22 protein-coding genes are annotated in these 19,824 nt (G+C 66.4%); 11 read left to right on the top strand and 11 right to left on the bottom strand.

Features of this window, described 5'->3' with window-relative positions:
• The 4 genes from IAE24_RS08330 to IAE24_RS08315 are packed head-to-tail and all read right to left on the bottom strand — an operon-like array spanning position 1 to position 4,723.
• A complete protein-coding gene (locus tag IAE24_RS08330) occupies positions 1 to 1,923 on the bottom strand; it encodes an autotransporter assembly complex protein TamA (RefSeq protein WP_170962082.1) in 1,923 nt (640 codons plus the stop codon).
• A gap of 4 nt (positions 1,924 to 1,927) precedes the next feature.
• A complete protein-coding gene (locus IAE24_RS08325) occupies positions 1,928 to 3,115 on the bottom strand; it encodes a vWA domain-containing protein (protein WP_012203587.1) in 1,188 nt (395 codons plus the stop codon).
• Between the two features lie 31 nt (positions 3,116 to 3,146).
• Complete coding sequence (locus IAE24_RS08320; protein WP_013803995.1) at positions 3,147 to 3,857, bottom strand: GNAT family N-acetyltransferase; 711 nt, start codon at positions 3,855 to 3,857, stop codon at positions 3,147 to 3,149.
• Positions 3,858 to 3,868: 11 nt separating this feature from the next.
• A complete protein-coding gene (locus tag IAE24_RS08315; protein WP_012203589.1) occupies positions 3,869 to 4,723 on the bottom strand; it encodes an AAA family ATPase in 855 nt (284 codons plus the stop codon).
• Between the two features lie 116 nt (positions 4,724 to 4,839).
• On the opposite strand from IAE24_RS08315, the gene IAE24_RS08310 reads away from it, so the two are divergent.
• On the top strand, positions 4,840 to 5,514 hold the full coding sequence (locus IAE24_RS08310) for a c-type cytochrome (protein WP_012203590.1): 675 nt from the start codon (positions 4,840 to 4,842) through the stop codon (positions 5,512 to 5,514).
• A 92-nt stretch (positions 5,515 to 5,606) separates the two neighbouring features.
• Here IAE24_RS08310 and IAE24_RS08305 read toward each other — a convergent pair whose 3' ends face one another.
• Positions 5,607 to 6,065: a DUF1841 family protein gene (locus IAE24_RS08305; RefSeq protein ID WP_012203591.1), complete on the bottom strand. Its 459-nt coding sequence runs from the start codon at positions 6,063 to 6,065 to the stop codon at positions 5,607 to 5,609.
• A 78-nt stretch (positions 6,066 to 6,143) separates the two neighbouring features.
• Complete coding sequence (locus tag IAE24_RS08300; protein WP_012203592.1) at positions 6,144 to 6,743, bottom strand: short chain dehydrogenase; 600 nt, start codon at positions 6,741 to 6,743, stop codon at positions 6,144 to 6,146.
• Positions 6,744 to 6,849: 106 nt separating this feature from the next.
• Between IAE24_RS08300 and IAE24_RS08295 the strand changes: the two genes are divergently transcribed.
• Positions 6,850 to 7,740, top strand: a complete 891-nt coding sequence (locus IAE24_RS08295; RefSeq protein ID WP_199960172.1) for a LysR family transcriptional regulator — start codon at positions 6,850 to 6,852, stop codon at positions 7,738 to 7,740.
• Positions 7,741 to 7,750: 10 nt separating this feature from the next.
• Here IAE24_RS08295 and kefC read toward each other — a convergent pair whose 3' ends face one another.
• Entirely contained in the window at positions 7,751 to 9,634 is a 1,884-nt protein-coding gene (kefC, locus tag IAE24_RS08290; RefSeq protein ID WP_012203594.1) for a glutathione-regulated potassium-efflux system protein KefC, read from the bottom strand.
• 296 nt (positions 9,635 to 9,930) lie between these two features.
• Between kefC and IAE24_RS08285 the strand changes: the two genes are divergently transcribed.
• Together IAE24_RS08285 and IAE24_RS08280 are read left to right on the top strand one after the other, a co-directional pair.
• Positions 9,931 to 10,560: a LysE family transporter gene (locus tag IAE24_RS08285; protein ID WP_012203595.1), complete on the top strand. Its 630-nt coding sequence runs from the start codon at positions 9,931 to 9,933 to the stop codon at positions 10,558 to 10,560.
• Positions 10,561 to 10,636: 76 nt separating this feature from the next.
• Entirely contained in the window at positions 10,637 to 11,101 is a 465-nt protein-coding gene (locus IAE24_RS08280) for a MaoC family dehydratase (protein WP_034390662.1), read from the top strand.
• 154 nt (positions 11,102 to 11,255) lie between these two features.
• Here IAE24_RS08280 and IAE24_RS08275 read toward each other — a convergent pair whose 3' ends face one another.
• The 3 genes from IAE24_RS08275 to IAE24_RS08265 form a co-directional block, all read right to left on the bottom strand.
• Positions 11,256 to 11,561, bottom strand: coding sequence for a DUF4148 domain-containing protein (locus tag IAE24_RS08275; protein ID WP_013803990.1), 306 nt, complete (start codon positions 11,559 to 11,561; stop codon positions 11,256 to 11,258).
• A gap of 183 nt (positions 11,562 to 11,744) precedes the next feature.
• Positions 11,745 to 12,242: a tRNA (uridine(34)/cytosine(34)/5-carboxymethylaminomethyluridine(34)-2'-O)-methyltransferase TrmL gene (gene trmL, locus IAE24_RS08270; RefSeq protein WP_199960171.1), complete on the bottom strand. Its 498-nt coding sequence runs from the start codon at positions 12,240 to 12,242 to the stop codon at positions 11,745 to 11,747.
• Positions 12,243 to 12,294: 52 nt separating this feature from the next.
• Positions 12,295 to 13,029, bottom strand: a complete 735-nt coding sequence (locus tag IAE24_RS08265; protein WP_199960170.1) for a phosphoribosyltransferase family protein — start codon at positions 13,027 to 13,029, stop codon at positions 12,295 to 12,297.
• Positions 13,030 to 13,118: 89 nt separating this feature from the next.
• Between IAE24_RS08265 and IAE24_RS08260 the strand changes: the two genes are divergently transcribed.
• The 7 genes from IAE24_RS08260 to IAE24_RS08235 all read left to right on the top strand — a co-directional run bounded on the left by IAE24_RS08260 (position 13,119) and on the right by IAE24_RS08235 (position 19,510).
• On the top strand, positions 13,119 to 14,021 hold the full coding sequence (locus tag IAE24_RS08260; RefSeq protein WP_012203600.1) for a class I SAM-dependent methyltransferase: 903 nt from the start codon (positions 13,119 to 13,121) through the stop codon (positions 14,019 to 14,021).
• A 664-nt stretch (positions 14,022 to 14,685) separates the two neighbouring features.
• The gene (coxB, locus tag IAE24_RS08255) at positions 14,686 to 15,867 is read left to right on the top strand and encodes a cytochrome c oxidase subunit II (RefSeq protein WP_013803986.1); all 1,182 of its coding nucleotides are present in this window, start codon (positions 14,686 to 14,688) and stop codon (positions 15,865 to 15,867) included.
• A 35-nt stretch (positions 15,868 to 15,902) separates the two neighbouring features.
• Complete coding sequence (gene ctaD, locus IAE24_RS08250) at positions 15,903 to 17,573, top strand: cytochrome c oxidase subunit I (RefSeq protein ID WP_012203603.1); 1,671 nt, start codon at positions 15,903 to 15,905, stop codon at positions 17,571 to 17,573.
• A gap of 23 nt (positions 17,574 to 17,596) precedes the next feature.
• Positions 17,597 to 17,704, top strand: coding sequence for a cytochrome oxidase small assembly protein (locus IAE24_RS30235; protein ID WP_012203604.1), 108 nt, complete (start codon positions 17,597 to 17,599; stop codon positions 17,702 to 17,704).
• 24 nt (positions 17,705 to 17,728) lie between these two features.
• Entirely contained in the window at positions 17,729 to 18,349 is a 621-nt protein-coding gene (locus IAE24_RS08245; RefSeq protein ID WP_013803985.1) for a cytochrome c oxidase assembly protein, read from the top strand.
• A complete protein-coding gene (locus tag IAE24_RS08240; RefSeq protein ID WP_013803984.1) occupies positions 18,346 to 18,558 on the top strand; it encodes a DUF2970 domain-containing protein in 213 nt (70 codons plus the stop codon). Before IAE24_RS08245 ends, IAE24_RS08240 begins: the two co-directional genes overlap by 4 nt.
• Positions 18,559 to 18,628: 70 nt before the next feature.
• The gene (locus tag IAE24_RS08235) at positions 18,629 to 19,510 is read left to right on the top strand and encodes a cytochrome c oxidase subunit 3 (protein WP_012203607.1); all 882 of its coding nucleotides are present in this window, start codon (positions 18,629 to 18,631) and stop codon (positions 19,508 to 19,510) included.
• Positions 19,511 to 19,580: 70 nt separating this feature from the next.
• Here IAE24_RS08235 and IAE24_RS08230 read toward each other — a convergent pair whose 3' ends face one another.
• A complete protein-coding gene (locus tag IAE24_RS08230) occupies positions 19,581 to 19,823 on the bottom strand; it encodes a twin transmembrane helix small protein (protein WP_088166203.1) in 243 nt (80 codons plus the stop codon).
• Position 19,824: the final 1 nt, after the last annotated feature.

Below are 19,824 nucleotides of genomic sequence, written 5' to 3'. Positions count from 1 at the left end.
TCAGAAGTTGAAGCCCAGGCGCAGGTGCAGGCGCAGCTGTTTTTCCTGGGCGCCCCAGGCGATGTCGGCCTGCACGGGGCCCACGGGGCTGCGCCAGCGCAGGCCGGTGCCCACGCCCACGCGCATGTACATGGAGTCGGGCGCATCGCCCACGGTGCCGGCGTCCAGGAAGACGGCGTGCTCCCAGTCCTGCGTGTTGCCCTTGATGACGATGGGCCGCTGCCATTCGATGCTGCCCACGGCCATGTAGCGCCCGCCGATGACCTTGCCGCTGTCGGTGCGCGCACCGATGCTCTGGTAGCCATAGCCGCGAACGGTGTTGTCGCCGCCGGTGATGAACAGCTGGGTGACGGGCAGGTCGGCATCCTTGCGGGCCAGCAAGGCACCGCCCGAGGCGCGCAGCGCCAGGCGGCTGCGGCGCTTGGTCTCGGGGTCGACCTCGCCGATGGGAATCAGGCTGAGCCAGCGGCCGGAGACGCGGCCGAACGGCGTGCGCTGGGGCGTGAGCGTGGTGCCCGCGCCGACTTCCCAGGCGAAGCCGAAGCCCGAGGAGGGCGCCAGCGTGCTGTCGAAGTAGCGCCCGGTCCAGCCGTAGTTGGCCGTGACCGACGAGCTGGACGGCGGCGCGCCCTCGCCCTGGGTCTTGGCGTAGTCGTACTGCAGGTAGTAGTTGCGGTCGATGTGGTCTTCGGACTTGGTGCGGCCGGCGCGCAGCTGCAGGCTGTTGACATCGAAGTCGCCCGAGGGCGCGCGCTCGGCCTTGGCCGTGGTGAACCAGCGCCACAGGGTTTCATCGGGCAGGGCGGTCCACTGCGTGGAGATCAGCGGGTTCTTGCGGTCGAAGCGCATGCGCGTGACGGCACGCCAGCCCAGCCAGGGCAGGCGGTTGTGGATGTGGTCCACGCTCAGGCGCGGGCCGGTGTCGGTGCTCATGCCCACGCCGAAGACCCATTTCTGCATCTGGGCCTCGCGCACCTGGGCGATGACGGGCGTGGTGACCTGGGCGCCCTTGCGCTTGAGGGCCTCCTCATCCTCGGCGGCGCTTTCTCCCTGCTGGGGCACGTTGGCCAGCGTGAGGAAGACGGAGTCGTAGTAGCCGCTGCTGGCCAGGCGCAGCTGGGCGTCGACCAGGGCGGTCTGGTCGTATTCCTCGCCCTCGGGCAGGCGTGCGATGCGGGCCGTGCCCACGGGGTCGTAGCGCTGGGCGCCTTCGATGCGCAGCGGGCCGAAGGTGTAGGCCGGGCCGGGTGCATAGGCCACGCTGACATCGGCCTCATGCGTGTCGGCGTCGATGTCGGCCAGGCTGGAGTCGATGCGCGCCAGCGGGTAACGGCGCGACTGCAGCGTGCGCAGGCCCTGGCTCTTGGCCTGGCTCCAGTTGGCCTGGCTGAAGCGCTGGCCGGGCTGCAGCGGCCAGTCCTCTTCGATGGTGGCGCGCTGGGAGGCGCCGTCGGGATCATCGGCATTGACGCCCGCAAAGCGCACCTGGCTGCGCGCAATGGTGGCGGGCTCGCCCGGGTCCACCTTGACGGTGACCTGCAGCGGGGCCTCTTCGGATTCGGGCGTTTCCTTGATCTCCACCGTGACCGTGGGGCTGAAGTAGCCCAGCGTGCCGATCAGGTCGCGCACGTTGGCGTCGGTGGCGCCCAGCAGCCGCGTGAGTTCGCGCCGCTGCAGATCGCTCTGGTAGCGGTAGCGGCGCAGTTCGAGGTGCTTTTCCAGCAGCTCGCGCACTTCCTTGGGCGCATCGACGACGAGCGAGAAGGCCGGGTCGCCGGTCGCTGCAATCAGCGACGGGTCCGTGTCCTTGTCATCATTCTTGGACGGCAGGAGGCTGCAGCCGCCGAGCATCAGGGCTGCACTCAACAGAAACAAAAACGCCGGCCCTCGGGCCGGCGCTGTCGCGGGGGGGAGCTTGGGCATCGGCCTATTTTGACAGCAGGCGCATGGCGTCTTCCAGACCTTTGAGTGTCAAAGGGTACATGCGGTTGCCCGTGAGCTGCTGGATGATGCTGATGCTCTGGCGGTACTGCCAGACGCCGGGCGGCTCGGGGTTGATCCAGGCAAAGCGCGGGAAGGCATGCGTCAGGCGCTGCAGCCATTCGGCGCCGGGCTCTTCGTTCATGTACTCCACGCTGCCGCCGGGCTGCAGGATCTCGTAGGGGCTCATGGTGGCGTCGCCCACGAAGATCAGCTTGTAGTCCTTGTTGTACTTGCGGATGATGTCCCAGGTCGGAAACTTCTCGGCGAAGCGGCGGCGGTTGTTCTTCCACATGAAGTCGTAGACGCAGTTGTGGAAGTAGTAGAACTCCAGGTGCTTGAACTCGCTCTTGACGGCGGAGAACAGCTCTTCCACGCGTTGCACGTGCTCGTCCATGGTGCCGCCCACGTCCATGAGCAGCAGCACCTTCACGTTGTTGTGGCGCTCCGGGATCATCTTGATGTCCAGGTAGCCCGCGTTGGCGGCCGTGCTGCGGATGGTGTCGGGCAGGTCCAGCTCCAGCTCGCCGCCTTCGCGGGCGAACTTGCGCAGCCGGCGCAGCGCGACCTTGATGTTGCGCGTGCCCAGCTCCTGCGTGTCGTCGTAGTCGCGGTAGGCGCGCTGCTCCCAGACCTTGACGGCGCTCTTGTTGCGGCCCGGCCCGCCGATGCGCACGCCGGCCGGGTTGTAGCCGCCGTGGCCGAAGGGGCTGGTGCCGCCCGTGCCTATCCATTTGTTGCCGCCTTCGTGCCGCTCCTTTTGCTCTTCGAGCCGCTTCTTGAGCGTCTCCATCAGCTCGTCCCAGCCCATGGCCTCGATGGCGGCCTTTTCCTCGGGCGAGAGCTCGCGCTCCAGCAGCTTCTTCAGCCAGTCCTGGGGAATTTCGCGCGTGAGGTCGGCCACCATCTCCACGCCCTTGAAGTAGGCGGCGAAGGCGCGGTCGTACTTGTCGTAGTGCTTCTCGTCCTTGACCAGCACGGTGCGGCCCAGGTGGTAGAAGTCGTCCAGGCTCCAGGCGTCGTCGCTCTTGGGGCCGACCACGCCGGCCTGCAGTGCCTCCAGCAGGGTCAGGAACTCCTTGACCGAGACGGGCAGCTTGGCCGCGCGCATGGTGTAGAAGAAGTCGATCAGCATGGCATCTCCCGAGGGCCCGGCGTACGCGCCCTCATGTGCGCGCCACGGCGGTGCTGCCGTCCGAATGGCGCTGCAACTGGTCCAGCAGCTGGGCGCGCGACTCGGGCCATTCGCCGCTGCGCAGGCTGTACATCACGGTGTCGCGGATGGTGCCGTCGCGGCGCAGCGCGTGGCCGCGGATCACGCCGTCCTTCTTCGCGCCCAGGCGCTCGATGGCGCGCTGGCTGGCGAAGTTGAAGCAGTCCGTGCGCCAGCCCACCACATGGCAGGACAGTGTGTCGAACGCGTGGCCCATGAGCATGAGCTTGGCCGAGGTGTTGACATGGGTGCGCTGCACGCTGCGCGCGTACCAGGTGTAGCCGATCTCCACGCGGCGCACCTCGGGCAGGATGTCGTGGTAGCTGCTGGTGCCCAGCACCTTGCCGCTGTCGTCGTCCAGCACGGCAAAGGCGAAGCGCTTGCCCAGGCTGCGCTGCTCCAGGGCGGCTTCGATATAGGCGCGCACATCACCGGGCTCGGGCGCCGAGGTCACGCGGATGCGCCACAGCTGGCCGTCCTGCACGGCCTCGCGCAGCCCGGCTTCATGGGCGAGGGCCAGGGGCTCCAGCCGCACGCCGTTGAAGCGCATGACCACGGGTCGCACAAAGCCCTGGTGCGCCACCGCGCCGGCCACGGGAATGGTCGTCACCTGGCCGGTGAGGGCCGGCACGCCCGTGTCGTTGGTGTGTTCTGGATGGGGCATGGGCGCAGGCCTCAGCGGTTGCGCTGGTTCATGAAGACCAGCTTCTCGAACAGGCTCACATCCTGCTCGTTCTTGAGCAGGGCGCCCACCAGCGGCGGCACGGCGACCTTGCCCTCGGCGGTCTGCAGCGACTCCACGGGAATGTCCTCGGCCACCAGCAGCTTGAGCCAGTCGATCAGCTCGCTGGTGGAGGGCTTCTTCTTGAGGCCGGGCAGGTTGCGCACGTCGTAGAACACCTTCATCGCGGCGGTCAGCAGCTCGCCCTGCAGCTTGGGGAAGTGCACGGCCACGATCTGGCGCATGGTGTCGGCGTCGGGGAACTTGATGTAGTGGAAGAAGCAGCGGCGCAGGAAGGCGTCGGGCAGCTCCTTTTCGTTGTTGGAGGTGATGAACACCAGCGGCCGGTGCTTGGCGCGGATCATCTCGCGCGTCTCGTAGCAGTAGAACTCCATGCGGTCGATCTCGCGCAGCAGGTCGTTCGGGAATTCGATGTCGGCCTTGTCGATCTCGTCGATCAGCAGGGCCACGGGCCGGTCTGCCGTGAAGGCCTGCCACAGCACGCCCTTGATGATGTAGTTGTGGATGTCCTTGACGCGCTCGCCGCCGTCGATGTCGGACAGCTGCGAGTCGCGCAGGCGGCTGACGGCGTCGTATTCATACAGGCCCTGCTGGGCCTTGGTGGTGGACTTGATGTGCCACTGCAGCAGCGGCATGTCCAGCGCTGCGGCCACTTCCTCGGCCAGCATGGTCTTGCCCGTGCCGGGCTCTCCCTTGACCAGCAGCGGGCGCTGCAAGGTGGCTGCGGCATTCACCGCGAGCATCAAATCCTGGGTGGCGACGTAGTTCTCGGAACCTTGAAATTTCATGGGCGGTATCAGCGTAAGTATTGATGGGGACGCTTGACGGTGACTGCCATAATCGTTCGCGCTACCCGCTCAGCAGTAGGCATCCGTCAGAACTCTTGAAGGATTGTGCGCGCAAAATGATAAAAACTTTGACCACGGTATTGGCGCTGACTGTCGCATCTGTGACCCCTGTGGCACAGGCCCAGCAAAGCAAAGGTGACGCAAAGGCAGGGGAGGGGAAGATCGCCATGTGCATTGGCTGCCATGGCATCCAGGGCTACCAGGCCAGCTTCCCCGAGGTGTACAAGGTCCCCAAGATTTCAGGACAGGGCGCACCCTACATCGTGGCCGCGCTGCAGGCCTACCAGAAGGGCGAGCGCAAGCACCCCACCATGCGCGGCATCGCCGATCCGCTGACCGAGCAGGACATGGCCGACGTGGCCGCGTACTACGCCGAGCATGGCGTGGCCAAGGCCGCCGACGCCAAGGTCCGCGAGCCCAGCACCCAGGTTGCCGCGCTGCTGCAAAAAGGGGCCTGCGTCTCCTGCCACGGCCAGGGTTTTTCCAAGCCCATCGACCCCAGCTATCCGAAGGTGGCGGGCCAGTATGCGGACTATCTGTACTCTGCCCTCAAGTCCTACAAGACCGAAGGCAACCCCCACATCGGCCGCAGCAACGGCGTGATGGCCGGCATTGCCAAGCAGTTCACCAACAGCGAACTCAAGGCGCTGGCCAACTACATCGGCAGCCTCGATGGCGAGCTGCAGACCCTGCCCCAGCCCCATTTCCGCCTTGGCCAGAAATCGCAGTAGGTCGCGCCTTTCCTCCAAAGCAAAAGCCCGCAACTGCGGGCTTTTTTCGGGCTTTGTTTCGGGCTTTGTCTTGAGGCGCTGAACGGCCGGGACTATGCGCCGCCCGTGGCCTTGGCGCCGTCGCTGGTGGCGCGGCGCTGCACGGCGGCAATGTAGGCCTCTCCATCCGGGGGGCGGCCCGAGCGCTGGCTTTCCCAGAGCATCTGCCCCAGGCATTCCATGGTGGCGTGGTGGGCGTCGTGCAACGAGTCCAGGCGGCGGCTGAGCAGCTCCACGGCCTGGCGTATGCCGCGCGGCTGGTCGATGCTGCACTGCTCGCTGATGGACAGGTGCATGGACAGGTGCAGGAAAGGATTGGTCACGCCGGGCGTGGCGTCGTAGTCGCGCAGCAGGGCGGCGTCCACGTCGGCGAGGTCATCGAAATACTCGGGATGCTCGGCAATCCAGAGGCTGGCCAGCGTCTCTATGGCCTCCATCGGCGCGCCGTTCAGCATCTTGGTGCGCACGCCGCAGAAAAAGCGCCGCACATCGGCTTGGGTGGGGTTGAACATGGTGGCGCGCAGCGTAGCACGCAGCCTTTTTGGGCGGGCACGCAAGGACTTTGCCGAGGGCCCGCCGCAAGACAGGGATCAGAGCACTTCGAAGACCCTGCCGGTCTGTGCGCCTTCCACGCTGCGCTGGTAGGCCAGGGCCACGCGCGCGGCGGGCACGGTCTCGAAGCCGGGGAAGACCGAGCCATAGGCCTGGGCCGATTCGGTCAGCAGGGTGGGGCTCACGGCATTGATGCGCAGGCCGCGCTGCAGTTCGACCGCGGCGCCGGTGACGAAGCCGTGGAGGGCGGCATTCACCGTCGATGCATTGGCGCCGTGGCGGATGGGCTCGGTGGCGGCGACGCCGCTGGTCAGCGTGATGGAGCCGCCGTCGCGCAGCCAGCGCTGTCCCAGCAGGGCGAGCCGCACCTGGCCCAGCAGCTTGTCCTGCAGGCCGGAGTTGAACTGCTCGGCCGTCATCTCGGACAGCGGGCCGAAGTGCAGTTTGCCGGCCGTGCTGACGATGGCGTCCACCTGGCCGGCGGCTTCGAACATTTTCTGCAGCGTTTCGGGCTGCGTGAAGTCGGCGCGCAGGTCGCCGCTGTTGCGGCCCACGGTGACGATCTCATGGCGCGGGGCCAGCAGGGCGTGGACAGCGCGGCCGATGGTGCCGGTGGCACCGATGAGCAGGATCTTCATGCGGTTTTCTTTCGGAAGGAGTGAACAGGCCTCCAGTGTTTTGCAAATCGCTCATGCCATAAAGTAGCGAAATATTTTTGTACTACTAAGCATTGGTTAGCAATCCATGGACAAGCTGCGCAATATGGAGGTCTTCATGGCCGTGGTCGAGGACGGCAGCTTTGCCCAGGCCGCGCGGCGCCTGGACATCTCGGCCGTGATGGTGGGCAAGCATGTGCAGCAACTGGAAACCCATCTGGGCGCGCGCCTGCTGCAGCGCACCACGCGGCGCCACAGCCTGACCGAGGTGGGGCGCAGCTTCTACGAGGACAGCCGCCAGGTCTTCGAGCAGTTGCGCTGGGCCGAGTCTGCCGTGGAGCGCAGCCGCAGTGCCCCGCAGGGCCTGCTGCGCATCAGCGCGCCGACCACGCTGGGCAACCATGTGATCGCGCCGCTGGTGGCCGACTACCAGCTGGCCAATCCGCTGGTGCGCGTGGACCTGCAACTGAGCGACAGCATGGCCGACCTGGTGGGCGAGAACATCGACGTGGCCGTGCGCATCGGCCCCGTGGGCGGCGAAGGCCTGGTGGCGCGGCCGCTGCAGCCCTATCGCATGGTGATTGCGGCGGCGCCCTCGTACCTGCGGCGGCGCGGGCATCCGCGTGGCGTGGACGATCTGGCGCGCCATGACTGCCTGAGCTACGCGGTCTGGCAGCGCCGCTCGGAATGGATTCTGCGCGGCGACGGCTCGGGTTCGGTGCAGTGGCCCGAAGACGCCCGCCTGCGCTGCAACAGCGGCGACGGGCTGCGCCATGCGGCGCTGCGCGGCCTGGGCCTGATCCTGCAGCCCGAGGTGCTGCTGGCCGCCGACATGGCCGCGGGCCGTCTGGTGCCCGTGCTGCAGGACTGCGTGCCACTGCCGCGACCGGTGCACCTGGTCTATCTGCCGGACCGCCGCCAGCTGCCCAAGCTGGCGCAGTTCGTGGACCACATGGTGCGGGCGCTGGGCGCGGCCTGAGGCCCGGTTTTCAGGGGCCGGGCGGCGGCGGGGCTTCCTGCGGCGCCTGGTCCTTCTCCTGCTGCGCCTGGGCCTCCTGCCGCTCCTTGGCCATCTGCTCGACCAGCTGCTGGCGGCCCTGCTTGGCCACGGCAATGAGCTGGGCCTGGTCCTTGTGGTGGGGGTACATGCGCTCGATCAGCTCCAGGTTGTGCTCCCGAAAGCGCGTGGTGGTGCGCTGGGCCTCGGCAGGGCTGTGGCCAGCGAGTTCCAGCACGGTGCGCGCCGACACCAGGCTGGACTCGAAGACTTCGCGCTCGACATGGTGCACGCCCAGGTCGCGCAACTGGTACCAGTGGGCCATGTCGCGCGCGCGGGCCACGATCTCCAGGTGCGGAAAGCGCTTGCGCACGCGGGCGGCGATCTTCAGCGATTGCTCGGAAGAGTCCACGGCGATGACCAGCACCCGCGCCTTGTCCGCGCCGGCAATGCGCAGCAGGTCCATGCGCGTGGCATCGCCGAAGAACACGCGGTAGCCGAAGGTGTGGGCCACTTCCAGCATCTCCACGCTGTGGTCGAGGATGGTGGCCGGCACGCCCTGGGTCAGCAGCACGCGTGCCACGATCTGGCCGTAGCGGCCAAAGCCCGCAATGATGATTTGCGCGTCCTGCGGCTCCGATATTTCATGGGGCCTGGCAGTCTGGCCCGCGCCGTCGACCTGGCAATCCTTCATGTCGGCAAAGCGCTTGAGCAGCAGCTTGTCCATCAGCACCAGCACCAGCGGGCCGATCAGCATGGACAGGGCCACGGCGGCCACCAGCATGGACGAGATGCTGTGGTGGAACACCTTGTACTGCGCCGCCGTCTGGAACACCACGAAGGCGAACTCCCCGCCCTGGGCCAGCAGCAGGGCGAACACCGGGCGCTCGCGCCAGGGCAGCTTCAGCACGCGGGCCAGGGTGTAGAGCACGGCGCCCTTGAGCGCCAGAAAGCCCAGCACCATGGCCGCCATGGCCCAGGGCGCGCGCAGCAGCACGCCGAAGTCGATGCTCATGCCCACGGCCATGAAGAACAGGCCCAGCAGCAGGCCCTTGAAGGGCTCGATGTTGGTCTCCAGCTCGCTGCGGTACTCGCTGTCGGCCAGCAGCACGCCGGCCAGGAAGGCGCCCAGCGCCATGGACAGGCCCACCTGCACCATCAGCATGGCAATGCCCACCACCAGCAGCAGCGAGGTGGCCGTGAAGATCTCGGGCGTGCGGCTGCGCGCGATCCAGCGCAGCAGGGGGCGCAGCAGCAGGCGGCCGCCCACCACCACGGCGGCGATGGTGCCCACGGTCTTGAGCACCTGCAGCCACAGGTGGCTGTCGGTGTGCGTGGCATTGGCGGCCTTGACCGCGCCCAGGATGGGGATCAGCGCCAGGATGGGAATGGCGGCCACGTCCTGGAACAGCAGGATGGAGAAGCTGGCCTGGCCGCTGGGCGTGCGCATGAGGTTGCGCTCGGCCATGACCTGCAGGCAGATGGCCGTGGACGACAGGGCCAGGCCCATGCCCGCGATCAGGCTCACGCGCCAGGAAAAGCCGAAGGCCCAGGCCGCCAGGAACAGCACGCCCGTGCAGGCCAGCATCTGCGCCAGCCCCCATCCCAGGATGGGCCGGCGCAGCTCCCACAGGCGGCTGGGCTGCAGCTCCAGCCCGATCACGAAGAGCATCAGCACCACGCCGAACTCGGCGAAATGAAGAATGTCATCCACATTGCTGACAAGCGACAGTCCCCAGGGGCCCATGGCAATGCCGGCACCCAGGTAGCCAATGATGGCGCCCAGGCCCAGGGCACGCGCAATGGGCACGGCCAGCACGGCGGCGGTGAGATAGAGAAAGCCGTAGGTCAGCCAGATGGGGGCGCTGTGTTCCATGGGAGCTCGGGATCTTGGAGTTGGTGTTTACCCTGGGGCAATTGATTGTGTCACTCTCACAGCCGGGTCAGCTTCCTGACAGGGTTGAAAATGCCCCCCACGCTCCCCTTGCTGCGCAAGGTCCGCTGCCCCTGGCCGGGCGCCCCCCGAGGGGGCCGTTTTCATCTTGGGGCGGCCCGGCGATGAAAAATGCCACCGAATGCTTCACCGCCCCATCCGGCTTTGCCGCGGCAGTGCGTCATATCGGCTGCACGGTTTTAAGATGCGGCCTGCTCCGTATTTTTAAGGTGTTTGGCATGGATTGGCATACTTGGATCGCCTACTTTGTGGCCTGCTGGATCATTGCGGTCTCCCCGGGCTCGGGCGCCGTGCTGTCCATGAGCCATGGCCTGTCGTATGGCGTGCGCAAGAGCAGCGCCACCATCTTCGGGCTGCAGCTGGGGCTGCTGACCATCTTGCTGATCGCCGGCGCGGGCGTGGGCTCGCTGCTGCTGGCCTCCGAATGGGCGTTCAACGCCGTGAAGATCGTCGGCGCCTGCTATCTGATCTACCTGGGCATCAGCCAATGGCGCTCGGGTGCCGCACCCCTGGCCACCCAGGAATCCATGCCCGAGCTCAGCGTGCGCCGCCGCGTGCTCACGGGCTTCCTGACCAATGCCACCAATCCCAAGGGCATCATCTTCATGGTGGCCGTGCTGCCCCAGTTCATGACCACCAGCCGCCCGCTGTGGCTGCAGTTGCTGATCCTGGCCGCCACCATGCTGGCCGTGGACACCATGGTCATGCACGGCTATGCGGCCAGCGCCAGCGCGCTGCGCGGCTTCATGCGCAGCGCGCGTGCGGTGCGCAGCCAGAACCGGGTCTTCGGTGCGCTGCTGATGGCCGTGGGCACAGGCCTGTTCTTTGTTCAGCGCGCGTCCAGGTGACATCCACCCTGGACTAACCCTAGCCTGTCGCGCGCCCGACATGGAGCGCGCGGCACCGGCCCCTACCATTTGGGGCATGAAAACCTTCCATTCCTATTCCGAAGTGCGTGCCTGCGTGGGGCAGGAAGTCGCCGTCAGCGACTGGATCACCATCACCCAGCAGCAGGTGCAGCTGTTCGCCGATGCCACGGGCGACCAGCAATGGATCCATGTGGACCCCGAGCGCGCGTCCAAGGGCCCCTTCGGCGCGCCGATTGCGCACGGCTTTCTGACGCTGTCGCTGATCCCCCAGTTTTTCCAGAACTGCTTTCACATCGAAGGCGCGCAAATGGGCGTGAACTACGGCCTCAACCGCGTGCGCTTCACCTCTCCCGTGCCCGTGGGCAGCCGCCTGCGTGCGCGCCTGACGCTGCAGGCCGCCGAGCCCATCGAGCCCGGTGGCCTGCAGATGACCTGGCTGGTGACCGTGGAGCGCGAAGGCGCGGACAAGCCCGCCTGCGTGGCCGAGTCCGTGGCCCGCAACTACGGCGCCAAGGCCTGAAGCAAAACTGACCCCCACGCGACCCTTGCTACGCAAGGTCCGCTGCCCCCCAAGGGGCGCTTTTCGTCTTGGGGCGGCCCGGCGATGAAAAAAAGCCCGCAGGGGGCACCTGCGGGCTGGCTGCGTGGTGGCAGCGGTTGCGGGGGGCTGAGGCTCAGGCGCCGAAGTTCAGCTGGCCCGAACGCTCGGCGGCGGCGGCTTCGCGGCGCACTTCATCGCGGCTCACGGTGGCGGTGGCAGTGTTCTGGATGGGCAGGTAGCCTTCTGCGACGGAGGGCATGGTGCCATTGGCCTGGGCGGCCTTGAGGTCGGCCATGACCTGGGCACGTGTCAGCGTGCTTTGGGTCTTCACTTCGGGCGGGTAGCTGCTGTTGTCGGCATAGTCGAAGCCGGCAGCCTGGGCGGCGATGGCGGAGATGGAGAGGGCGGCCAGGACGGCAAAACGGCGGGTGTTCTTCATGATTCAAGTCCTTTGTTTTGTTTCTGGGACAGGGCGTTCTTCGCGGAAATCGCTTGGTAACGTAGAGCCCATGACTCAAATGTAGGACGGCTTGGAATCGGGAAAAACCCTTGGATTGGCAATGCGCTTTTTCAGCTGTTGAAACAATCGGCCGGGAACTTTCCGCCTGGTCCGGCCGATCGCTCAGGCCGCGCCGGCTGCTCCCTCGGCCAGGGCAGCGCCCACGAATTGCTGCTGGCGCCAGGCTTCGAACACGGTCACGGCCACGGCATTGGACAGGTTCAGGCTGCGCTGCTGCGGCAGCATGGGCAGGCGCAGGCGCTGCTGCGGCGGGAACTGCTCGCGCACCTCGGCGGGCAGGCCCTTGCTTTCGGAGCCGAACACCAGCCAGTCGCCGGGCTGGAAACCGATGGCGTGGGCGGGGCTGCTGCTGTGCGTGGTCATGGCGAACATGCGCTGGCGCTCCGGCTGGCAGTCCTGCAGGAAGGCCTGCCAGTCGGCATGGCGGCGCACGGGCGCGTACTCGTGGTAGTCGAGGCCGGCGCGGCGCATCAGGCGGTCTTCCATGGAAAAGCCCAGCGGCTCGATCAGGTGCAGGCTGCAGCCGGTGTTGGCGGCCAGACGGATCACATTGCCGGTATTGGGCGGGATCTCCGGCGCGACGAGAACGATATGGAACATGGCCCGTATTGTCTCGCGGCGGCCTATGCCCCCGGGCCCCGAACCCCCACGATCAGGGCGTGCGCGCCAGCACCAGGGCGCTGACCTCGGCCGCGCCTGCGCGGCGCAGGCAGGTGGCCAGCGCATGCAGGCTGGCACCTGTGGTCATCACATCGTCGATCAGCAGGACCTTGCGGCCGCGCACATGGGGCAGTTGCGCCGGCGGCACCGCAAAGACCCCGCGCAGCTGGCGCAGGCGCAGGGCGCGCGGCAGGTCGTGCTGGGCCTGTGCCGTGTGGGCGCGCTGCACGGCCTGGTGCCGCAGCTTGCCGCGGGTGGATGGGCCGGACAGCGCACGGGCCAGCACCAGGGCCTGGTGAAAGCCGCGTTCGCGCAGGCGCTGGGCAGACAGGGGCATGGGCAGCAGCAGATCGCATTGCTCCAGCTGCTCGCGGGCCCCGTGCTGCTCCAGCAGCAGGGCGGCCAGGCTGCGTGCCAGGCCGGTGTCTCCCCGGAATTTGAAGTCGCCGATCACCGTGTGCCAGGGATAGGCGTAGTCCAGCGCGGCAAGGCAGTGCGTCAGTGGCGGAGGCTTGACCAGGCAGGCGCCGCAGACCTGCTGGCCGCCGCTGGCGCCGTGCCCCGCTGGCAGCGGCATGGCACAAAGCCCGCAGCGCAGCAGCGGCCTGGCCCAGCGCAAGCGGCAGTCCTGGCACAGGCGCTGCGCCGGCCAGCGGCGGCAGACGGCGCACTGGCTGGGCAGGCCGGCATGCCAGTGCGAAAGCCATGACGCAGGCAGGTTGGGCATGGAGTCAATATACTCGCGCCGCGTCCGCCACCCCTTTGCTCCGGGGCCGGGCGCCTGTCTTTCGAGGAGCCCGGATTCCCCGCCCAGCCATGTCCCACGAATTGCCCCCCACCATCGATCCGGCCGCCGCATTGCGCTGGCAGCAGGCCGCGCCTGCGGCCTCGCCGTGGCTGCATGAGGAGGTGGCGCGCCGCATGCAGGAGCGGCTGGACTGGATCGTCAAGCCGCCCCAGCGCTGGTGCCACTGGCAGCCCGTGCGCGGCGGCCTGCAGGCCCATGCGCTGCTGCGCCAGCGCTATGCGCAGTCCGAATGCCTGGTCTATGAAGCCTCGCCGCTGCATGAGGCCGCAGCCCGCGAGCAGCTGGGCGCACGCTGGTGGCAGCCCGCGCGCTGGACCGGAGGCGCCACGCGCTTCGGCGAGCCCGAGCCTGCCGGCGTGGACATGCTGTGGGCCAACATGGCCCTGCACCAGCAGGCCGACCCGCAGGCGCTGATCACGCGCTGGCATCAGGCGCTGTCCGTGGACGGCTATGTGATGTTCTCCTGCCTGGGGCCCGATACGTTGCGCGAGCTGCACGCCATCTACGCCCAGCTCGGCTGGCCGCCCGCCGGCCAGGCCTTCACCGACATGCATGACTGGGGCGACATGCTGGTGCACGCAGGCTTCAGCGAGCCGGTGATGGACATGGAGCACATCACGCTGACCTTTGCCACGCCCGAGCGGCTGCTGCAGGAGCTGCGCGAGCTGGGCCGCAACTTCCATCCGCAGCGCTTTGCCGCGCTGCGCGGCCGCCGCTGGCAGCAGCGCCTGCACGATGCCCTGCGCGAGCGCCTGGCCGGCCCCGACGGGCAGCTGGCGCTGACCTTCGAGATCGTCTACGGCCACGCCTACAAGCCGCAGCCGCGCGTGCGCCTGGAGTCCAGCAGCGCCGTATCTCTGGAGGACATGCGCAGCATGCTGCGCCAGCCGCGCAACACGGGTTTGCGATAGCCCCAATGTCGCTTTCCGGTCATTGATCGAAAACAAAAACGTCTACACTTTTCCCGAGCTGACAGAGACAACAGCTTTTCCCTGGGCTCGCTTTCCCGGGCCGGGAAAAGACCAGCGGTCCGCAGGCCGAAAGGGGAGACGATTTGGTGTTTCGTTTTGCCACGGGAACGAGAACGGGCCGACCCATCCAGGAGCGGCCTGCCCACGAGTTTGATCATCACCGGCTGCAGCAGTGCCTCTTCCTCTGGGAGCGGGCACTGGTCTTTCTGTCCCTGCTGTCCCCTCTTCTGTGCCGCATGCCGGGCCGCATGCGCCCCTTTTTCCAATCCGCTCCCGGCCCCCATGGCACACATGCCCTGAATGGCCGGCGTGCGCGCATTCTTCCGTCCACCTTGCTGCTGTCCTCCGAATTCATGCGCCTGCAGGCGCAGGCGGGGATGGCTGTACGCCCGAATCCTGGTCCCACGTCCGAGCTGCCGTTGATGCCGGCTGGCACGCTATTGGTGATTGCGCGCAGGCACATCTGCGGCGCTTTCATGCATGCTCGGACAGTTGAGGCCGGGAGTTGCCCTTTGGGCAGGCGTTGAACGGTCTGGCTGCGCGGCCCCCACGCCGGCGCAGCGGAGCGAGTGGATAACCCGAGGCTTAGATGTAAGTGAAAACTATGAAAAGCATTTCCACCAAGCTGGTTCTCTGGGGCTTGATGAGTGTGGCAGGGGGAGGCTCCCTTGCGCATGCGACGACAGATCTGCCAGGCGGCCCGGCCGTCAATCAGCTCAACCTTCATCCGGCGGTCACGCGCATCGCGCATGAGCAGCATTACCTGCACTGGATGATGCTGATCATCTGCACGGTGATCTTCATCGGCGTGTTCGCCGTGATGTTCTATTCGATCTGGAAGCACCGCAAATCGCGCGGTGCCAAGGCGGCGAACTTCCACGAATCGGCCACGGTCGAGGTGGTCTGGACCATCGTGCCGTTCATCATCGTCGTGCTCATGGCGCTGCCGGCCACCAAGGTGCTGGTGGCGCAGAAGGACACCACCAATGCCGATGTCACCATCAAGGCCACGGGCTACCAGTGGAAATGGGGCTACGACTACATCAACGGCGAAGGCGAGGGCCTGAGCTTCATCTCCACGCTGGACAGCAGCCACCGCGCGCTGTCCGACAGCGGCGATGTCTCCAAGGCACCCAACGACTACCTGCTCAAGGTGGACAACCCGCTGGTCGTACCCGTGGACCGCAAGGTGCGCATCATCACCACGGCCAATGACGTGATCCACTCTTTCATGGTGCCGTCCTTCGGCATCAAGCAGGACGCGATCCCGGGCTTTGTGCGCGACACCTGGTTCCGTGCCGAAAAGACCGGCGACTACTACGGCCAGTGCGCCGAGCTGTGCGGCAAGGAGCATGCCTACATGCCCATCCACGTGAAGGTGCTGTCGAGCGACGGCTACAAGGCCTGGGTGGACGAGCAAAAGAAGATCGCCGCCGCCAAGAAGGACGACCCCAGCAAGGTCTGGAGCCTGCCCGACCTGATGGCACGCGGCGAGAAGGTCTATGCCGCCAACTGCGCGGCCTGCCACCAGGCCAACGGCAAGGGCGCCGGTCCCATCAAGCCGCTGGACGGCAGTCCCATCGTCCTGGGTCCCACGGCCGAGATGATGCATGTGGTGCTGGAAGGCCGTGCCAACGGCGCCATGCCCGCCTGGAAACAGCTGAGCGATACCGAGCTGGCCGCCGTGGTCACCTTTGCAAAGAACCACTGGTCCAACAAGACCGGCCAGCTGGTGCAGCCGGCCGAGTTCGTGGCCGCCCGCACCGGCAAGTTCCCCGGCCAGTGAGCCCGCAAGACAGATGAGCGATTGGAGATAACAGCATGAGCGCCGTACTTCCCCCCATCCACAGCCCTGCGGGCGAGGGCCACGAACATGCGCATGAGCACGAGCATGGACACGGGCATGACGACCATCACCACCACGCCACGCCCACGGGCTGGCGGCGCTGGATGTTCGCCACCAACCACAAGGACATCGGCACGCTGTACCTGCTGTTCTCGTTCACCATGCTGATGGTGGGCGGGGTGCTGGCGCTGCTGATCCGCGCCGAGCTGTTCCAGCCCGGGCTGCAGATCGTCAACCCCGAGCTATTCAACCAGCTGACCACCATGCACGGCCTGATCATGGTGTTCGGCGCCATCATGCCGGCGTTCGTGGGCTTTGCGAACTGGATGCTGCCGCTGCAGATCGGCGCCTCCGACATGGCCTTCGCGCGCATGAACAACTTCAGCTTCTGGCTGCTGATCCCGGCCGGCCTGATGCTGGTGGGCTCGTTCTTCATGCCCGGCGGCGCTCCGGCCGCGGGCTGGACGTTGTATGCGCCGCTGACGCTGCAGATGGGCCCGTCCATGGACACCTCCATCCTGGCCATGCACATCATGGGCGCCAGCTCCATCATGGGCGCCATCAACATCATCGTCACCGTGCTCAACATGCGCGCGCCCGGCATGACGCTGATGAAGATGCCCATGTTCGCCTGGACCTGGCTGATCACTGCCTACCTGCTGATCGCCGTCATGCCCGTGCTGGCCGGCGCCATCACCATGACGCTGACGGACCGCCATTTCGGCACCAGCTTCTTCAACCCCGCAGGCGGCGGCGACCCAGTGATGTACCAGCACATCTTCTGGTTCTTCGGCCACCCCGAGGTCTACATCATGATCTTGCCGGCCTTCGGCATCATCAGCCAGATCGTGCCGGCCTTCAGCCGCAAGAAGCTGTTCGGCTATGCCTCCATGGTGTATGCGACCTCGTCCATCGCCATCCTGTCCTTCATCGTGTGGGCGCACCACATGTTCACCACCGGCATGCCCGTCACGGGCCAGCTGTTCTTCATGTACGCCACCATGCTGATCTCGGTGCCCACGGCCGTGAAGATCTTCAACTGGGTGGCCACCATGTGGCGCGGCTCCATGACCTTCGAGACGCCCATGCTGTTCTCGGTGGGCTTCATCTTCGTGTTCACCATGGGCGGCTTCACGGGCCTGATCCTGTCGATGGCGCCCATCGACATCCAGCTGCAGGACACCTACTACGTGGTGGCCCACTTCCACTACGTGCTGGTGGCCGGATCGCTGTTCTCCATGTTCGCGGCCTACTACTACTGGGCCCCCAAGTGGACCGGCGTGATGTATTCGGAGACGCGCGGCCAGATCCACTTCTGGGGCTCGCTGATCTTCTTCAACGTCACCTTCTTCCCCATGCACTTCCTGGGCCTGGCCGGCATGCCGCGCCGCTATGCCGACTACCCCATGCAGTTCGCCGACTTCAACATGGTGGCCTCGCTGGGCGCGCTGGGCTTCGGCCTGATGCAGGTGTATTTCTTCCTCTTCGTCGTCGTGCCCGCCATGCGCGGCAAGGGCGAGAAGGCGCCGCAAAAGCCCTGGGAGGCCGCCGAGGGCCTGGAGTGGGAAGTGCCTTCGCCGGCGCCGTTCCATACCTTCGAGACGCCGCCCAAGCTCGATGCCACCGCCACCCGCATCATCGGTTGATGCAAGCCCCGAGGGAGATGCACATGGACGCACAGCAACGAAAAGCCAACCTGAGGCTGGCGCTGATCCTGGTATCGGTGGCGCTGGTCTTTCTGGCCGGCTTCGTGATCAAGATCACCGTGCTCCATTGAGGGCAGGCAACAGGAGGGACGTCCGTGAGCGTGCGCAGTGAAAACGCGAAGATGGTGGGCAAGCTGGCCGTGGTGGCGCTGGGCATGTTTGCCTTCGGCTACGTGCTGATTCCCATCTACAAGCACATCTGCGAGCTCACGGGCATCAACATCCTGTCGCTGTCCGAGCGCCAGGTGCCGGGCAACGGCACGGCCGGGCGCGATGTGAAGCTGCCCGCCAACTCGCAGGTGGACAAGAGCCGCACCATCACCGTGGAGTTCGACGCCAATGCGCGCGGGCCCTGGGACTTCAAGCCGGCGCAGCGCTCCATCCAGGTCCATCCGGGCGAGCTGGCCACGGTCATGTACGAGTTCCAGAATGTGCAGGACCGCCGCATGGCGGCCCAGGCGATACCGAGCTATGCGCCACGCCAGGCGGCCGCGCATTTCAACAAGCTGGAGTGCTTTTGCTTTTCGCAGTACACGCTGGAGCCCGGGGAAAAGCGCGAGTGGCCGGTGGCCTTCGTGATCGATCCGCGCATCTCCAAGGATGTGACCACGATCACGCTGTCCTATACCTTCTTCGAGGTGGGCGGCAGGACGCCGGCCGCACCCACGGGCGAGGCGCCGGTGGCGGCAGGGCCGAAGCAGGAGCCCGCCTCATGAATGCGCCGCAGCCACGGGAGCCGCGCCGCCCGCCCAGCGTGTGGCGCACGGTGCGCGCCGTGGCCTGGTCGCTCTTCGGCGTGCGCAGGGGAAGCGAGTACCAGCAGGACGGGGAGCGCATCACGCCGCTGCATGTGATTGCAGTGGGGCTGGCGGCCATCTTCGTGCTGGTGCTGGGATTGATCGCGCTGGTCAAGCTCGTGGTCTGAGCGGCGCGGCCATCGGGGACAGAGAGTGATAGACGGGAAACCGAGAACCAAGAATTTCAGGAGCTGAGCAATGAGTGCAACCACCCACGGCAAAACGCCTTACTACTACGTGCCGGCCGAGTCCAGCCACCCCGTCATGGCGGCGGCGGGGCTGTTCTTCGTGATTCTGGGCGCGGGCAACTGGATCAATGGGCATGAATGGGGCATGTACAGCCTGGGCCTTGGCCTGGTCTGGTGGCTGGCCGTGCTCTTTTTCTGGTTCCGGGAAGCCGCGCATGAAAGCGAGTCGGGCAAGTACGGGCGCAAGATCGATCTGTCCTTCCGCTGGAGCATGAGCTGGTTCATCTTCTCCGAGGTGATGTTCTTCGGCGCCTTCTTCACCGCCCTGTGGTGGGCGCGCTCGCATTCGGTGCCCGCGCTGGGCAGCCTGGACAACGCTTTGCTGTGGCCCGACTTCAAGGCCGTCTGGCCCAGCATGGCGGCCGGCGCCACGGCCTCGCCGGCCAACAGCGTCGAGCCCTTCCAGACCGTGGGCCCGTTCTGGCTGCCCACCATCAACACGGCGCTGCTGCTGACCTCGGGCGTGACGCTGACCATTGCCCACCATGCGCTGCAGGCCGGCCACCGCGCCCGCACCATCGCCTTCATGTGGATGACGGTGGTCCTGGGCTTCGTCTTCCTGTGCGTGCAGGGCTACGAGTACTACCACCTGTACACCGAGCTGAACCTCAAGCTGTCCTCGGGCGTGTTCGGCTCGACCTTCTTCCTGCTCACAGGATTCCACGGCTTCCACGTCTTCGTGGGCATGCTGATGCTGTTCTTCATCACCATGCGCCTGCATGCGGGGCACTTCACGTCCGAGCGGCATTTCGGCTTTGAGGGCGCGGCCTGGTACTGGCACTTCGTGGACGTGGTCTGGCTGTTCCTCTACGTCCTTGTGTACTGGATGTGAGGGTCTGCCCGCCCCATGCAAAAAGAAGCGCCTGGGCGCTTCTTTTTGTTTGCGGGGGCAGGGGGCTTGTCTATTGCCCGGCGGTCCAGCCCGTGGGATGGATGTAGCCCAGCTTGGCCGCCAGCAGCACGCACAGGAACAGCGCGATGGACAGGCCCACGCGCAGCGCCAGTGCGCGGAACATGGCGCGGCTGCGGCGCCTGTCGTCGCCCGCACCCTCCTGGTCTTCGGGATTGCGGCGCATCATGAAGAACAAGGCGCTGCCCAGACTGGCGACAATGGCCAGCAGGGCGAGAACGATCACGAATTTCATG

It is taken from the genome of Delftia sp. S65 (assembly GCF_016516495.1).
Classification (GTDB): domain Bacteria; phylum Pseudomonadota; class Gammaproteobacteria; order Burkholderiales; family Burkholderiaceae_C; genus Comamonas; species Comamonas acidovorans.
This window is presented reverse-complemented; position numbering and strand designations above follow the sequence as displayed.

Excerpts from the sequence above, each read along its gene's own strand:
- IAE24_RS08330 (WP_170962082.1), bottom strand. The coding sequence starts at position 1,923 with ATGCCCAAGCTCCCCCCCGCGACAGCGCCGGCCCGAGGGCCGGCGTTT.
- IAE24_RS08325 (WP_012203587.1), bottom strand. The coding sequence starts at position 3,115 with ATGCTGATCGACTTCTTCTACACCATGCGCGCGGCCAAGCTGCCCGTC.
- IAE24_RS08320 (WP_013803995.1), bottom strand. The coding sequence starts at position 3,857 with ATGCCCCATCCAGAACACACCAACGACACGGGCGTGCCGGCCCTCACC.
- IAE24_RS08315 (WP_012203589.1), bottom strand. The coding sequence starts at position 4,723 with ATGAAATTTCAAGGTTCCGAGAACTACGTCGCCACCCAGGATTTGATG.
- IAE24_RS08310 (WP_012203590.1), top strand. The coding sequence starts at position 4,840 with ATGATAAAAACTTTGACCACGGTATTGGCGCTGACTGTCGCATCTGTG.
- IAE24_RS08305 (WP_012203591.1), bottom strand. The coding sequence starts at position 6,065 with ATGTTCAACCCCACCCAAGCCGATGTGCGGCGCTTTTTCTGCGGCGTG.
- IAE24_RS08300 (WP_012203592.1), bottom strand. The coding sequence starts at position 6,743 with ATGAAGATCCTGCTCATCGGTGCCACCGGCACCATCGGCCGCGCTGTC.
- IAE24_RS08295 (WP_199960172.1), top strand. The coding sequence starts at position 6,850 with ATGGACAAGCTGCGCAATATGGAGGTCTTCATGGCCGTGGTCGAGGAC.
- kefC (WP_012203594.1), bottom strand. The coding sequence starts at position 9,634 with ATGGAACACAGCGCCCCCATCTGGCTGACCTACGGCTTTCTCTATCTC.
- IAE24_RS08285 (WP_012203595.1), top strand. The coding sequence starts at position 9,931 with ATGGATTGGCATACTTGGATCGCCTACTTTGTGGCCTGCTGGATCATT.
- IAE24_RS08280 (WP_034390662.1), top strand. The coding sequence starts at position 10,637 with ATGAAAACCTTCCATTCCTATTCCGAAGTGCGTGCCTGCGTGGGGCAG.
- IAE24_RS08275 (WP_013803990.1), bottom strand. The coding sequence starts at position 11,561 with ATGAAGAACACCCGCCGTTTTGCCGTCCTGGCCGCCCTCTCCATCTCC.
- trmL (WP_199960171.1), bottom strand. The coding sequence starts at position 12,242 with ATGTTCCATATCGTTCTCGTCGCGCCGGAGATCCCGCCCAATACCGGC.
- IAE24_RS08265 (WP_199960170.1), bottom strand. The coding sequence starts at position 13,029 with ATGCCCAACCTGCCTGCGTCATGGCTTTCGCACTGGCATGCCGGCCTG.
- IAE24_RS08260 (WP_012203600.1), top strand. The coding sequence starts at position 13,119 with ATGTCCCACGAATTGCCCCCCACCATCGATCCGGCCGCCGCATTGCGC.
- coxB (WP_013803986.1), top strand. The coding sequence starts at position 14,686 with ATGAAAAGCATTTCCACCAAGCTGGTTCTCTGGGGCTTGATGAGTGTG.
- ctaD (WP_012203603.1), top strand. The coding sequence starts at position 15,903 with ATGAGCGCCGTACTTCCCCCCATCCACAGCCCTGCGGGCGAGGGCCAC.
- IAE24_RS30235 (WP_012203604.1), top strand. The coding sequence starts at position 17,597 with ATGGACGCACAGCAACGAAAAGCCAACCTGAGGCTGGCGCTGATCCTG.
- IAE24_RS08240 (WP_013803984.1), top strand. The coding sequence starts at position 18,346 with ATGAATGCGCCGCAGCCACGGGAGCCGCGCCGCCCGCCCAGCGTGTGG.
- IAE24_RS08235 (WP_012203607.1), top strand. The coding sequence starts at position 18,629 with ATGAGTGCAACCACCCACGGCAAAACGCCTTACTACTACGTGCCGGCC.
- IAE24_RS08230 (WP_088166203.1), bottom strand. The coding sequence starts at position 19,823 with ATGAAATTCGTGATCGTTCTCGCCCTGCTGGCCATTGTCGCCAGTCTG.